Source organism: Actinomyces sp. Z16 (assembly GCF_003111765.1).
Classification (GTDB): Bacteria; Actinomycetota; Actinomycetes; order Actinomycetales; family Actinomycetaceae; genus Actinomyces; species Actinomyces glycerinitolerans.
The window spans coordinates 2,106,144-2,119,565 of record NZ_CP027862.1; the positions used below are offsets into that span (position 1 = coordinate 2,106,144).

General features: G+C 69.6%; 12 protein-coding genes. 3 read left to right on the forward strand and 9 right to left on the reverse strand.

The features are described 5' to 3' along the window. Position 1 precedes the first annotated feature (1 nt). Both C3B71_RS08730 and C3B71_RS08735 read left to right on the forward strand, forming a co-directional pair. Complete coding sequence (locus tag C3B71_RS08730; protein ID WP_073331552.1) at positions 2–226, forward strand: helix-turn-helix transcriptional regulator; 225 nt, start codon at positions 2–4, stop codon at positions 224–226. 107 nt (positions 227–333) lie between these two features. Next, the gene (locus C3B71_RS08735; protein WP_108967446.1) at positions 334–2,085 is read left to right on the forward strand and encodes an ABC transporter ATP-binding protein; all 1,752 of its coding nucleotides are present in this window, start codon (positions 334–336) and stop codon (positions 2,083–2,085) included. A 16-nt stretch (positions 2,086–2,101) separates the two neighbouring features. Here the strand turns inward: C3B71_RS08735 and C3B71_RS08740 are convergent, their stop codons facing one another. Genes C3B71_RS08740 through C3B71_RS08765 form a run of 7 tightly spaced genes read right to left on the reverse strand, consistent with a single transcriptional unit; the run spans position 2,102 to position 9,889 of the window. Then, positions 2,102–2,806 (reverse strand): ABC transporter ATP-binding protein, encoded by a 705-nt coding sequence (locus C3B71_RS08740; protein WP_159097666.1) that lies wholly within the window; start codon positions 2,804–2,806, stop codon positions 2,102–2,104. Then, the gene (locus C3B71_RS15900; RefSeq protein ID WP_159097667.1) at positions 2,790–3,956 is read right to left on the reverse strand and encodes a hypothetical protein; all 1,167 of its coding nucleotides are present in this window, start codon (positions 3,954–3,956) and stop codon (positions 2,790–2,792) included. Before C3B71_RS15900 ends, C3B71_RS08740 begins: the two co-directional genes overlap by 17 nt. A gap of 25 nt (positions 3,957–3,981) precedes the next feature. Continuing rightward, positions 3,982–5,889 (reverse strand): alpha/beta hydrolase family protein, encoded by a 1,908-nt coding sequence (locus C3B71_RS16700; RefSeq protein ID WP_258522936.1) that lies wholly within the window; start codon positions 5,887–5,889, stop codon positions 3,982–3,984. A 14-nt stretch (positions 5,890–5,903) separates the two neighbouring features. Continuing rightward, positions 5,904–6,914, reverse strand: coding sequence for a GTPase Era (gene era, locus C3B71_RS08750; protein ID WP_108967452.1), 1,011 nt, complete (start codon positions 6,912–6,914; stop codon positions 5,904–5,906). A 16-nt stretch (positions 6,915–6,930) separates the two neighbouring features. Beyond that, the gene (locus C3B71_RS08755; protein ID WP_108967454.1) at positions 6,931–8,280 is read right to left on the reverse strand and encodes a hemolysin family protein; all 1,350 of its coding nucleotides are present in this window, start codon (positions 8,278–8,280) and stop codon (positions 6,931–6,933) included. Next, positions 8,277–8,735, reverse strand: coding sequence for an rRNA maturation RNase YbeY (gene ybeY / locus C3B71_RS08760; protein ID WP_073331540.1), 459 nt, complete (start codon positions 8,733–8,735; stop codon positions 8,277–8,279). Before ybeY ends, C3B71_RS08755 begins: the two co-directional genes overlap by 4 nt. After that, the gene (locus C3B71_RS08765; protein ID WP_108969741.1) at positions 8,732–9,889 is read right to left on the reverse strand and encodes a PhoH family protein; all 1,158 of its coding nucleotides are present in this window, start codon (positions 9,887–9,889) and stop codon (positions 8,732–8,734) included. The genes ybeY and C3B71_RS08765 overlap by 4 nt, the downstream gene beginning before the upstream one ends. Positions 9,890–10,174: 285 nt before the next feature. On the opposite strand from C3B71_RS08765, the gene C3B71_RS08770 reads away from it, so the two are divergent. After that, entirely contained in the window at positions 10,175–11,692 is a 1,518-nt protein-coding gene (locus C3B71_RS08770) for an AlbA family DNA-binding domain-containing protein (RefSeq protein ID WP_108967456.1), read from the forward strand. Positions 11,693–11,834: 142 nt separating this feature from the next. Here C3B71_RS08770 and C3B71_RS08775 read toward each other — a convergent pair whose 3' ends face one another. Further along, complete coding sequence (locus C3B71_RS08775) at positions 11,835–12,581, reverse strand: ABC transporter permease (RefSeq protein ID WP_108967458.1); 747 nt, start codon at positions 12,579–12,581, stop codon at positions 11,835–11,837. Beyond that, the gene (locus tag C3B71_RS08780; protein ID WP_234415859.1) at positions 12,581–13,393 is read right to left on the reverse strand and encodes an ABC transporter ATP-binding protein; all 813 of its coding nucleotides are present in this window, start codon (positions 13,391–13,393) and stop codon (positions 12,581–12,583) included. The genes C3B71_RS08775 and C3B71_RS08780 overlap by 1 nt, the downstream gene beginning before the upstream one ends. Positions 13,394–13,422 lie beyond the last annotated feature (29 nt).

Sequence of the window (13,422 nt, forward strand, 5' to 3'; positions counted from 1 at the left end):
GATGTCCGGAGAGGTCGTTCACAACCGGATCGCCGTGCTGCGCGCGGACCGCAGGGTCAGCCGACGGGAGTTGGCGGAGGCGCTCGGCGTCCACTACCAGACGGTCGGCTATCTGGAGCGCGGCGAGTACGCCCCGTCGCTGTATCTGGCGCTGCGCATCGCCCGCTACTTCGACGTGCCCGTGGAATCGGTGTTCTCCCTGGAGGAGTTCCCGCCCCTAACCTGAGCCGAGGCGCTCCGGGCGCCCGCCCTCGCCGAAGCCGGTCGATGAGGCATTCAGCTGTTGGGCTAACCTCACCTGCGCCCCATGAGACTTGAGCTTTCATTGACCTCATGGCAACGCGCGAGGAGAACAGGGAGCGCATACGCGTCCTGTGGGAGTACATCAAGCCGCACCGGAAGGTGCTGGCCATCGGGGTCGTGCTCGGACTGGCGGGAACTGCCAGCTCGCTGGCCACCCCCATGGTGACCAAGTGGGTCCTGGACACCCTGGGAACGGGCGTCGACCTGCTGCAGCCGGTGGGGCTGCTGGTGGGTTTGTTCGTAGTGGGGGCGATTGCAAGCTTCGCGCAGTTCGTGGTGCTGGGGCAGTTGGCGGAGAACATCGTGTTGGATGCGCGCCGCTCCCTCATCAACCGGTTCTTCCGCGCCAAACTGCAGCAGGTACAGCGCATCCGTACCGGCGAACTGGTCACCCGCGTCACCAGCGACACGGTGCTGCTGCGGGAGGCGACCACCAGTTCCATCACTCAGCTGGTGGACGGAGCGGTGGCTCTGGTCGGCACCATCACACTCATGGTGGTCCTCGACGTGCCCCTGCTCATCGCCACGCTCATCACTCTCATGGTCATCGCCGTCCCCTTGATCGTCCTGATGCCCATGATCGGCGAGGCGGACAAGCGCGCCCAGGACTCGCTGGGCGAGCTCGGCGGCTCGCTCGAGTCGGGCATGCGCGCCCTGCGCACCGTCAAGGCCTCGCGCGCGGAGGACCGGGAAGTAGCCGCCTCGCAGGACCGGGCGCAGACCGCGGCCAAGTTCGCGGTCCGCTCGGTGTGGATCTCGGCCATGACCGGGGTAGTCGCCGGCGGCGGACTGCAGTTGGGGATCATCGCCATCCTCGGTTTCGGAGCCTGGCGGGTGAGTACCGGGGCACTGGCCGTCTCCACGCTCGTCGCGTTCCTGCTGTACGCCTTCAACCTCGTGACTCCGATCGGAAACCTGACCACGGCCTTCACCCAGCTGCAGTCCGGCATTGCGGCGGCCGGACGCATTCGTGAGACCCAGCATCTTGAGCTCGAGGATTTGCACGCGGTTCCGGGCGGCGCCGACGACGTCGCCAATGCGGAAGACTCGCCCCGGATCGCACTGCGAGACGTCGTCGCCCAGTACGCCGACGCGAAGCAGCCGGCCCTGAGCGGAGTGAGCCTGGAGATCCCCCGCACCGGCCACGTGGCCCTGGTGGGGCCCTCCGGTGCAGGCAAGACGACGGTGTTCTCCCTGCTCCTGCGCTTCCTTGAACCGACTTCCGGAAGCCTTGAGCTCGACGGCGTCCCCTACAACCGTCTCAGCATCGATCAGGTCCGCTCGCGGATCTCCTATGTGGAGCAGGAGACACCGGTCATTCCGGGCACCATCCGGGACAACGTTCACTACCGGCATCCGGACGCCGACGATACGGAGGTGTGGCAGGCGCTCGACGCAGTCGGCCTGGCGGACCGCGTGCGTCAGTTGCCCGAGGGAATCGACGCGCAGGTGGCCGCCACCAGCCTGTCCGGTGGGGAGAGGCAGCGGCTCGCCATTGCGCGCGCTCTGCTGCGTTCCCCCGACTTGGTACTCCTCGATGAGGCCACCGCCCAGTTGGACGGTATCAGCGAGGCCGCGATCCAAAGGGCGATCCTACGACTGGCGCAGGCGGGGACCGTGGTCACCATCGCCCACCGCCTATCCACCGTCATCGACGCCGACCGCATCATCGTCCTGGAGGACGGAAGGGTGCGCGATGAGGGCACGCACGCGGAACTGTTGGAGCGCGACGGTCTCTACCAGGAGTTCATCGCCGCCCTACGGATCGGGACGCCACGATAGGCGGTTTCACTTGGCCCTATGACCCGCCGGACCCGCCGACGACGCCGAAGACGTCCAGGTAGGCCCGCTCGGCGCCGCCGGCACGCACGTCCACGGTGGCGGCCACCAGCCCGTCCTTGAGCAGGACTACCCGCTCGCAGACCTCGTCGAGCACGCTGAGGATATGGCTGGACATCAGGGCGATGCCGCCGCCGTCCAGGTAGTCGGCCAGGGCGCGTCTGAACAGCAGCACGCCCTCCACATCGAGTCCGTTCAGCGGCTCGTCCAGCACCACCACTCGTGGGGAGCCGAGGAAGGCGCAGGCGATCCCCAGGCGCCGGGTCATCCCCTGCGACAGGTGGCGCACCTCGGTGTCGCCGAAGCTGGCGCAGCCGAAACGGGTCAGGTGCTCCCCCAGCGCGGCCTCGTCCACCTCCAGGCGGCGCATCGCGGCCTCGAAACGGCAGGCCTGCCGGGCGGTGAGCTGTGGGAACAGCCTGCTTTGCTCGGGCAGGAAGCCACACAGTACAGCGGGCAGGCGACGGCCCAGGTGGCGGCCGTCCAGCCGGACGGTACCGGCCTGGAGGTCGCTCACCCCGCACAACGCGTCGAAGAGGGTGGTCTTGCCGGCACCATTGGGTCCGACAACGCCGAGCACCTCCCCCGCGCTTACCGTCAGGCTAACCGGCCCGGTGCCGCGACCTCCTCGGTAACGGCGCTGCGCGTCAATGACTTCGAGCACGAGTCCTCCTGCGAAGTAGGTGGGCGGCGGCCGGGAGCACCGCGAGGGGCAGACCCGGAACCAGTGCGAGCAGTGCCCCGCCCAGCTCCGCGGCGGGCAGCATCCGATGCCGCCGGGTGTAGGCGGTGGCCGCGTCGGCCAGCACAGCGGCCAGCAGGGGCAGATAGACCAGGCAGGCCACCACGGCGGCACCGTCGATACGAGCACCGGCCCAGACGCCGGACAGTATCGTCATCAGGCATTCGGCAAGCAGCAGCGGCAGCGTCAACGCGAGCTTGACTCGCCGCAGCTCCGCGTCGGCAACACCGTAGCGACTCCTGGCGAACCGGGCGGCAGCGGTGTCATCAACCTCCGACAGAACACAGATGACGGTCGCCGCCAGATAGGCGCCCGCCACATACACCCCCGCGGAGAGAGGTTGGTCCAGTCGCCCCAGCACGTACGCGATCAGCACGCCCTCGGCGGCTGCGGCAAGCACCGGCCACCGTGAGGCGGAGCGGAGGTAGGCGAAACCCAGCGCCGGGAGACGGCGCCGCAGCCGGGCTCCCAGCGGGAGGCGACACCGCAGCCGAGCGTTCGATGCCATTGGAGCGCCGCGCACCGCGCTAGTACGACGCACTCCCACGTTTTCCATGTCTGTCGTGTCGGTGCCACGTCCTGCGCCGGCTCTCGGCACGGGCAGTTCCCCCACGATATCGACACCCCGGAGCCGCTCCGCTGCCGCCGTCACCAGCGCCGTCGCCGCCGTCCACGCCGCCAACAGCAGCCCGAAGCGGCGCGCGTCGGACCAGCCCGGGAATTCCAGTGCGAGCATTCCGCACGCGGCTTCCAACGCCGTCAGCGGCAGGGACGCGAACGCGTACAGCATGAGGAAATCCGCCGACCCGAATCCGTAGTAGCGCAGCGCCCCACGTAGGGCGACATCGAGGTCCCGCAGCAGCGCCGAGGCGTTCGCCGCCGCGACCAACACCCCGAGACCCGCCACGGTCAGCGACCGGGCGAGGCTGCCGGTAACGGTTACCGCGCTCCGGGTGGCGGTCCAGACGAGCACGAACACCAGCGCGAGCGCGAACGAGCGCACCGACGGGGTCAATACCAGCCCCGGGCGGTGCAGCCGACACGCGACGGCGATCAAGTTCAGGGCTCTCACGGCCTGCCTTCACCCTCCCGATGACTCACACCAGCATGGGGAACAGGCCCCAGTAGGCGATCGCAACCAGCAACGTGGCCGCACCGATCACGACCGCCGAGAGCACCGCGGCCGCGGGGACGGTGAGCCAGCGGCCCTTCTCGCCGCGCTCCCGGTTGGCCGCGTGGGCGGCGGCGCGCATGAGCCGGGCGCGGTAGGTCAGTTTGACCAGGATAACCACGGCTACCACCGCAACCAGCTGGACCACCACCCAGCCGCCGTAGGAGAACAGGTAGTTGGTGTGGTAGCTGGTGGCCAGGGACGCCACGCCGAGGATGTAGACGATGTACAGCGCCCAGGCGACGCTGACACTCACGCTCAGGGACACGGCCCAACGGCCGATCGGGTCCGGCAGGTGCAGGCCGCGCCGGCCCCGCAGCCGCGGCCCCTGTCCGAGCAGCCAGCCCAGCCCCGCCGCCACCATCAGTCCGAAGCCGATGACGAATGTGGCCAGCATGAGGTCTCCGGAGGCGTACCAGCGGGTGGAGGCGGGCCGCTGCGCCCAATAGGCCTGGGTGGGGGTGGCGCCGGCGACGTGCGGGACGGCGGCGGCCGTGTCGGGCAGGCCATTGACCCAGCGCGACAGGTCACGGGTGACCCCCGGGGCGAGAGAACCGTCGGTGGTGATGCCGAGCTTGAGACCGTGGTTGGCGCCGTCGTAGTAGCGGACGGTGAGCTGGTCGTTGTCGGCGGCCTGCAGTGCCTCCCACACGGTGCTGGGGCCCTGCACCAGGGGCATGGAGGCGTCGGCGGTGCCGTACATCATGAGGATGGGAACGGTGATGGTCTCCAGGTAGGACACGGAGTCGAAGTCGGCGTACTCGAAGCCGCCGCCGGGGATCTCCGCGCTGCCGAGCACGCGCGGAATCAGGTCGAGCATGGCCTGCGGCACGCCGACGTTGCGCATATAGCTGTCCACGGCCAGCGCGGCCTGCTCGCGCAGCCGCACCACGGGGGCGCTGGCCAGAATGAGGAAGGCGACGCGGTCGTCCTCCGCAGTCAGCACCACCCCGGGGATGGCGCCCTCGGACTCTCCGTAGATGCCGACGTCGTCGCTGTCCACGCCGTCCAGGGCGACCAGGTAGTCGAGACTGCGCTGATAATCGGCGGCCATGGACAGGTAGTCCCGGTCGGTTGCGGAGTAGTTCTCCATGGGTTTGGAGGGCACGAGCGTGGTGACGCCGGTGGAGGTGAGGGCCTCGGCCTGTTCGGTGAAACCCCAGATGGAGTGGGTGCCCGCGCCGTGCATGAAGACGACGCCGGGCGTGTCCTCCTCAACGCCTACGGGACGGCGTAGCAGTGCGGGCACCTCCTCGCCGTCGGCCTGGGTGATGGTGATGGTGGTGGTCTCCACCTCGTAGGTGCCGACGGCGGCGGTGGCAACGGTCCCGCCGATGCTGGTGTCGGTGGTGGATGGGGCCAGCGAGTCGGTCAGCGGCTGGGGGTTCCAGCGGGGGCCGGCGAAGGTGCCGATCAGGCTGAGGCCGAGGACGGCGACCACCACGCCGCCGATGGTGCGGTGGTCGGTGGAGACCGCGAGCACGAGGGCGCCCAGGCCGACGGTCAGCATGATTTCCCAGATCTCCCGGCCGCCGGTGCCGAGCCACCCGAGGAGCACCGCTACACCGACGGCGGCCGCCAGCACGATCAGAGTGCGGCGCCGCTCGGTGCGCCACAGCCGGGACAGCAGCGCCCAGGCGCGGCGGGGAAATTCACGCAGCCATGCCCAGCCGGAGCGCAGTTCGGCGGCGGTGATGCGTGCGGGCTGGGCTTTGGGGCGGGCCCGACGCGGCGAGACCGGCCGGGTGCGTCTCCGGCGCGGCGACGCGGTTTTGGGGCGCGGAGCCGCACCCCCGCCGGATCGGTCGTCGGGTGGTTGGGACAGCGGGGACATGGGCGGGTGGGCCTTCAGAATCCGAGCCTGGCGAGGGCCTTCGGATCGGACTGCCAGTCCTTGACGGTGCGCACGTGCAGGTCGAGGTAGACCTTGCGGCCCAGCAGCTCCTGGATGCCGCGGCGGGCCTCGGAGCCGATGGCCTTGAGGTTGGCGCCGCCCCGACCGATCACAATGGCCTTCTGGGAGTCGCGCTCCACCAGCAGACTGACGCGCACCTGCAGCCGGTTGCCGGTGCCCTTGACGCGGCCCGCGTCCTGGGTCTTGGGGTCAACGATCTCGTCGACGACGACGGCCAGGGAGTGCGGCAGCTCGTCACGCAGCCGCTCCAGGGCGGCCTCGCGAACGAGCTCGCCGACCATGACGGCCTGGGGCTCGTCGGTGACGGAGTCGGTGGGGTACAGCGGCGGGGATGCCGGCAGGTGGGAGGTGAGGACTTCCTCCAGGACGTCGACCTGGTCCCCCTTGAGTGCGGAGACGGGCACGATGTCCGCCCACTGTCCGAGCTGGTCGACGGCGAGCAGCTGCTCGGCCAGCTTGGCGCGGGAGACGGTGTCGGTTTTGGTGACGACGGCGACGACGGGCTTGCCCAGGTCGGCCAGTTCCCGGGCGATGAGCCGGTCGCCGGGGCCGATCTTGTCGCCGGCGGGTATGCAGAAGGCGATCACGTCCACGCCCGTGAGCGTGTCGCGAACGAGGTCGTTCAGGCGTTGGCCGAGCAGGGTGCGGGGGCGGTGGAAGCCGGGGGTGTCCACCAGCACCAGCTGGGAGTCGGGCCGGCTGACGACGCCGCGCACGTTGTGGCGGGTGGTTTCGGGGCGGCCTGAGGTGATGGCGATCTTTTGGCCCACCAGCGCGTTGGTCAGGGTGGACTTGCCGGTGTTGGGGCGGCCGAGCAGGCAGACGAAGCCGGCGCGGAAGTCCTCCGGGTAGTCGGGGACGGTTATGGATGCGCGGGTGGGGTCGTCCGCGTCCGGTTCGTCGGGCAAGATGGGGAAGCCGTCGGCGTCGGTGGCACTGGTCATCGGGGGTCCTAGGTCCTCAGTCGTCGTTGGGGTTGTCGCCGTCGTCGGCGTGATCGTTGGGGGAAGCAGCGGCCGCGGGGCCGTCGGGCGGCGCGGGCGGCCCGACGGCGTCGATGCGGGAGGCTAGCAGGGTGGCGACCTGGCGGCGTCTACCGGTGGCCTCCTCGGCCACCAGGCGGATGCCCTGCACGTCGCCGCTGGCCCCGGGCAGTGGTACCCGGCCGATGGCCTTGGTGAGCAGGCCGCCGGCGGTGTCGACGTCGTCGTCCTCGATCTCCAGGTCGAAGAGCTCGCCGAGGGCGTCCAGGCCCAGGCGCACGGGCACGCGGAAGGTGCCATCGCCGAGGTCCTCGGCCACGGGCTCGGCGTGGTCGTGCTCGTCGGTGAGTTCCCCCACGACCTCCTCCAGCAGATCCTCCATGGTGACCAGGCCGGCGATGCCGCCGTACTCGTCCACCGCCAGGGCGATGTGGAAGTGCCCCAGCTGCATCTCGCGCAGCAGGTCGTCGGCGAGCTTGGTCTCGGGCACGTACACGGCCTCACGCACGAAGGACACCACCGGCCGCTCCCCGTGCTCGGGGTGGTCGGACAGGCGCCGCAGCACGTCCTTGAGGTAGAGGATGCCGCGCACGTCGTCGGCGTCCTCCCCGATCACGGGCACGCGCGAGTAGCCGGAGCGGACGAACAGGCGCATGGCGGCGGAGGCGGGCTTGTCCTCGTCAATGGTGACCATGTCGGTACGGGGGACCATGACCTCACGTACGAGCGTCTGGCCGAGCTCGACCACGCTACGCAGCATCTCGCGGTCCTCATCCTCGATGGTCTCCGAGTCGCCGATCTCGTCGATCATCTCGCGCAGGTCCTCGGTCACCTCGGCGCGAGCCTCGGCGTCGGTGCGGGTGGAGGCGCGGCCGAAGCGGGACTGGAACCAGCGCCAGGGCGCCCCCAGAGCGTCGACCCGCTCCAGAATGCCGGCCAGTGCCAGGAGCGTGCCGGCGGGGTTGCGGCGGCCGGCCGAGCGCGGGGACACGCCCACGAGCAAACCCAGCAGCACCAGGCTGACGGCCACGGCCACGAGGAGCGCCTGCCACCACTGCTCGAAGCGCCCGGCCACGCCCAGGGTGACCAGGACCGCCACCAGCATGTCGACGCCGGCGCGCAGGACGGCGAGGGTTCCCAGCACCTGCTCGCGCTTAGCGGTCAGGGCGGCCACGCGGCCGGCCCCGCGGCGGCCGTCCTCGACCAGGTCCTCGGCGGCGGCCCGGGTCATGCGGCTCAGCGCCCCCTCCCCCGCCGAGAGCACCATTCCGAAGCCGAGCACGACCACCGCCACGAACAGCAGCGGGGCGGTGGGGGCGGCGGTCACTTGCCGCGCTCCGCCAGGAAGGTCAGCAGGAGGGTGCGCTGGAGGGCGAACATCTCCTCCTTCTCCTCCGGCTCGGCGTGGTCGTAGCCGAGTAGGTGCAAGATGCCGTGCACGGTCAGCAGCAGCATCTCCTCCACGGCGCTGTGGCCCGCCTCGAGCGCCTGCTTCGCGGCCACCTGCGGGCACAGCACCACGTCGCCCAGGGTGCCGGGCGGCGTCTCATTCTCCGCGGTGCCGGGGCGCAGCTCATCCATGGGGAAGCTCATCACGTCCGTGGGGCCCTCCAGGTCAAGCCAGCGCTCGTGCAGCTCGGCCATGGGCTCGGGCTCGATGAACAGGATGTTCAGCTCTGCCATGGGGCTCACGTGCATGGCGGCCAGCACGTAGTCGGCCAGGGCGGTGAACTCGGTGGCGTCGATGGGGGTGGTGGTCTCGTTGATGACCTCGGTGGTCATGGGCGGTTCCTGTCTCGGAATTCGGAGGGGGTTCGGCGGCGGGCGCCGCCACGTTGGGGGGCCGGCTCGCCGCCGCGGCCGGGGCGACCGGCCGGTTCGGCGCGCTCGGCGTCATAGCGGGCGTAGGCGTCGACGATCTGGCCGACCAGCCGGTGCCGCACCACGTCGGCGGCGGTCAGCTCGCAGAAGCTGATGTCCTCCAGGCCGTCGAGGATGCGGCGCACCACCCGCAGCCCGGAGGGGCGCCCACCGGGCAGGTCGATCTGGGAGATGTCTCCGGTGATCACCATCTTGGAGCCGAAGCCGAGGCGGGTGAGGAACATCTTCATCTGCTCGGGGCTGGTGTTCTGGGCCTCGTCCAGGATGATGAAGGCGTCATTCAGGGTGCGCCCGCGCATGTAGGCCAGCGGGGCCACCTCGATGGTGCCGGCGGCGATCAGCTGCGGCAGGGCCTCGGCGTCGAGCATGTCATGCAGGGCGTCGTACAGGGGCCGCAGATAGGGGTCGATCTTGTCGGTGAGGGTGCCGGGCAGGAAGCCGAGGTTCTCCCCCGCCTCCACGGCCGGGCGGGTGAGGATGATGCGGGAGACCTGCTTGCGGGCGAGGGCATCGACGGCCTTGGCCATGGCCAGGTAGGTCTTGCCGGTGCCGGCCGGGCCGATGCCGAAGGTGATGGTGGAGTTCTCGATGGCGTCGGTATAGGCCTTCTGACCGAGTGACTTGGGGCGGATGGAGCGGCCGTGGGTGGTCAGTACCTCGTCGGTGAGGACCTCGGCGGGGCGGGCGGAGGCGTCCAGCAGGCCGATGGCGCGGTCGACGGCGTCGGCGGTCAGGGGAGTACCGGCGCGGGCGATGTCGATCAGTTCGGACAGCAGGACGATCACGACGTCGACGCGGGCGGCGGGGCCGGTGACGGTGACGGTGGTGCCGCGCACGTACACGGACACGTCGGGGAAGCCGCGTTCGACGGCGCGCAGCACCTCGTCGCGGGCGCCGAGCAGGGCGACGGGGGCGAGGTCATCGGGCAGGGTCAGGGTGCGCGTGACGTCGGCCGGGGCGGCACCGGCCGCATTGGCGGGTGTGCTGGTTGTACCAGCTGAGGCGGAGGTGGTCGCCGCGGTCGCGGCTACTGGTGTGATGGGCGAATTCGTCATCTTGAAGCCCATGCTACCGGCCGGACCCGGACGGTACAGGCCGCGTTCGCGCTGAACGGTGTCATCCCCACCACCGAGGTCGGTTGATCTTACGTGCCGAGGTCGGTTGATCTTACGTGCCGAGGTCGGTTGTTGTGGCGCACCCAACGGCTCGGCCCGGATCCGCTAGGGTTGCTCCGTCGCTCAGCGGCAGTGATGCCCACGGTCGGGAGGTGCGAAGCGAGTGGTGATTTGGTGAGTAGCGATCTCCGCGCGCACGAGTATGTGAGGGGCAGGATGTAAGCGATGACCGAACTTCTAACTCTCGGACCCGAAGGCCGAGTCGTCATTAATGAAGGAAAGACGCTTGAGCTCAAGCGCGATCTGTCTTCACCCGACGGGCCACTGCGGACGATTGTTGCCTTCGCGAACTCCGCGGGCGGGCGGCTGGTCATCGGAGTCGCGGACGATGGCACGGTGGTTGGCGTCGAGGACCCGCTCGCCGAGGAGGAGCGCATCGCCAGCCTCATTGATGACCGGATCTCACCTCAGTTGGTCCCCGCGATCGATCTGGTGACGCTGGCAGACAAGACGGTGCTCGTTGTTGACGTGCCGCTCAGTACTCGCCGACCTCACTACATCACCCACCAGGGCGCCGAGGCCGGCGTCTACGTGCGCCTCGGCTCCACCACTCGGCAGGCGGACCCGGCGCTGGTGGCCGAGCTTGAACGCAACGCCAGCGGTATCGCCTTCGAAGACCTTCCCGAACCGCGCGCCACACTGGAAGACCTGGATCTGCAGGTCCTTTCCGATCTGCGCGGACGCGACACGTCCGTCGACGACCTCCTGGCACTCGGTCTCGCTGCCAAACAGGGTGACCAGATCGTCCCCACCAATGCGGGCGTCCTCGCCGCCTGCCCCGACCCTACGCGCTTCCTGCCCTCCGCCTGGGTCCAGTGCGGGCGCCTGCGCGGCCCGCACGGCACCGACATCTTCGACCAGACCGAGATCCATGGCCCCATGGCGCTGGCCGTCGACCCCGCCGTGGACTTCCTACTCAAGCACGCCTACAAGACCGCGGTCTTCGGCGAGGTCCGGCGCCGGGATGTCTACTCGATCCCCATCGAGCCGATCCGCGAAGTGATCGTCAACGCCCTCGTCCACGCCTCCTACACAGAACGCGGAACCCCCATCCGCATCGGCTTCTACGACGACCGCATCCAGGTTGACAGCCCCGGCCTGCTGCTGCCGGGCATGACCATCGACTCTATGCGGCGTGTGTCCCGCCTGCGTAACCCCGCCCTCGCGCGTATCTTCCGCGAGGCCGGGATCATGGAACAGTGGGGTACCGGTGTCCAGCGCGTCTTCGAGCAGGTGGCCGAGGCCGGTCTGCCCGAGCCCGTTATTGAGGAGGTCCAGGACCGCGTACGGGTCATCATCCAGATCCCCAGCCATGACCCGCGGCATGCGGCCGCCGCACACGCCGGATCGCACGAAGTACGCAGTGCCCACGAGCCGGAGACTGAGGACCAGATCAGCTCAGAACATGCCTACACACATAGCAATGACGATAGATATGACGGTAGGTATGATGTGGCAATGATGCGCGCGGCAGCGAATGGGCCGGTTCACCGGAACACGCTCCTGGAAGCCGCTGGCCTTAGGCCCCTGTCACAGAACTACGCGCGGCACGTCGTTCCACTGCTGAATCGTGGGCTGATCGCCATGACCCTGCCGGACAAGCCCCGCAGCAAAGCGCAGAGATACGTTCTGACGGATAAGGGCCGCGCCTACCTGCGCACCCTTACGGGAGATGCCGAATGAATGCCATGTCGGCCGTCCGACGCCGCGAGCACTTCGAGCTCGACCGGCGCCAGCAGTACTTCCGGCAGGTCAGGGAGTTCACGATCGCCTACATGCGCAAGCAATAGCCGGCCGCCCGCGCCTGCCTTCCCCCACGCCGCCCTCACCGCACCCGCCGCGGCACGGTCAGGGCGGCTACCGCGAGGATCGCCACCCCCACCCCGGCCACCAGCCCCAGGTCGGCGGCGAAGGCGGTGGTCGGCGCGGTGCTCGTGCTCAGCTCGCCGACGGCGTCGACGGCCCAGCTCATGGGCAGCACGTTGCTGCACAGCTCCAGCACGCGCGGCAGCTGGTCGCGGGCCACCAGCAGCCCGCACAGGAAGATCTGCGGGCCGATGATCACGGGGAAGAACTGGACGGCCTGGAACTCGGTGCGGGCGAAGGCGGATACGAACAGCCCCAGCGCCACGCCGAGGAAGCCGTCGACCAGCGCGGTGAGGATCACCCACGCCCAGGGGGCGGTGATCTGCACCCCCAGGCACCAGGCGGCCACCGCGCACAGCAGCAGCGACTGCCCCACGGCGGTGGCGGTGAAGGCGGCGGCATAGCCGAGCAGCAGGTCGGCGCGGTGCAGCGGAGTGGTCCACAGCCGCTCCAGGGTGCCGGAGCCGCGCTCACGCAGCATGGTGACGCTGGTGACCAGGAACATCACCAGCATCGGCAGGATCGCCATCATGGCCACGGCGATCCGGTTGAACAGCTGCTCGCCGTGCGGATAGTCGTAGTAGACGAAGTACAGCAGGGTCAGCAGCGCGGCGGGCACCACCATGATCAGTCCGAGGGTGCGCCGGTCGGCGGCCAGCTGCGCCAGCACCCGGCGCACGGTAGCGGCGAAGGTGCGCGCGTTCATCACTGTCCCTCCCCCTGCTCCGTTCGCCCCGCATGCCGGACGACGTCGAGGAAGGCCGCGTCGAGGGTGTCGGCGCCCGTGCGCTCCAGCAGCTCGCCCGCAGTCGTGGAGGCCAGGAAGCGGCCGGAGCGCATGAGCAGCACGCGATCGCAGTGGAAGGCCTCATCCATGACGTGGCTGGAGATCAGCAGGGTGGCGCCCGCATCGGCCAGTTCCCGGAAGGTGGCCCACAGCCCCTCCCGGGTCAGCGGGTCCAGGCCGACCGTCGGCTCATCCAGTACCAGCAGTTCCGGGCCGGCCACCAGGGCGCAGGCGAGCGAAACCCGTCCGGTCTCACCGCCGGAAAACGTACTCACGCGCCGGTCGGCAAGCTCGGTCAGCCCCACCGTGTCCAGCACCTCGTCGATGTCGCGGGCGCGCGCCCCGGCCAGCGCGGCGAAGTAGCGCAGGTTCTGGCGGGCGGTCAGGTCCTTGTACACGGCCGCCGCCTGGGTGACGTATCCGATCCGGCCGCGCACGGCGGGCGTGCCCGGCCGCTCCCCCAGGACCCTCACCACGCCGTCGTAGCACTGCACCCCGACGAGTACCCGCATCAGGGTGGTCTTACCACAGCCGGACGGCCCCAGCAGGCCTGTGATGGAGCCGGGACGCAGGTCCAGGTCCAGGCCGTGGAGGATCTCGGTGCCGCCGCGGCTCACCCGCAGTCCGCGCACGTGTACCGCACTGCCGACAGCCTCCGCGACGGCCGGATCGGCATGACCGACGACAGCACCCAAGCCATTTTTCATCATGCGATGAATATTTTTCATCATGCGATGAATATAGGGGGCACGGCAGCGGT

Excerpts from the sequence above, each read along its gene's own strand:
- C3B71_RS08730 (WP_073331552.1), top strand. The coding sequence starts at position 2 with ATGTCCGGAGAGGTCGTTCACAACCGGATCGCCGTGCTGCGCGCGGAC.
- C3B71_RS08735 (WP_108967446.1), top strand. The coding sequence starts at position 334 with ATGGCAACGCGCGAGGAGAACAGGGAGCGCATACGCGTCCTGTGGGAG.
- C3B71_RS16700 (WP_258522936.1), bottom strand. The coding sequence starts at position 5,889 with ATGTCCCCGCTGTCCCAACCACCCGACGACCGATCCGGCGGGGGTGCG.
- era (WP_108967452.1), bottom strand. The coding sequence starts at position 6,914 with ATGACCAGTGCCACCGACGCCGACGGCTTCCCCATCTTGCCCGACGAA.
- ybeY (WP_073331540.1), bottom strand. The coding sequence starts at position 8,735 with ATGACCACCGAGGTCATCAACGAGACCACCACCCCCATCGACGCCACC.
- C3B71_RS08765 (WP_108969741.1), bottom strand. The coding sequence starts at position 9,889 with ATGACGAATTCGCCCATCACACCAGTAGCCGCGACCGCGGCGACCACC.
- C3B71_RS08770 (WP_108967456.1), top strand. The coding sequence starts at position 10,175 with ATGACCGAACTTCTAACTCTCGGACCCGAAGGCCGAGTCGTCATTAAT.
- C3B71_RS08775 (WP_108967458.1), bottom strand. The coding sequence starts at position 12,581 with ATGAACGCGCGCACCTTCGCCGCTACCGTGCGCCGGGTGCTGGCGCAG.
- C3B71_RS08780 (WP_234415859.1), bottom strand. The coding sequence starts at position 13,393 with ATGATGAAAAATATTCATCGCATGATGAAAAATGGCTTGGGTGCTGTC.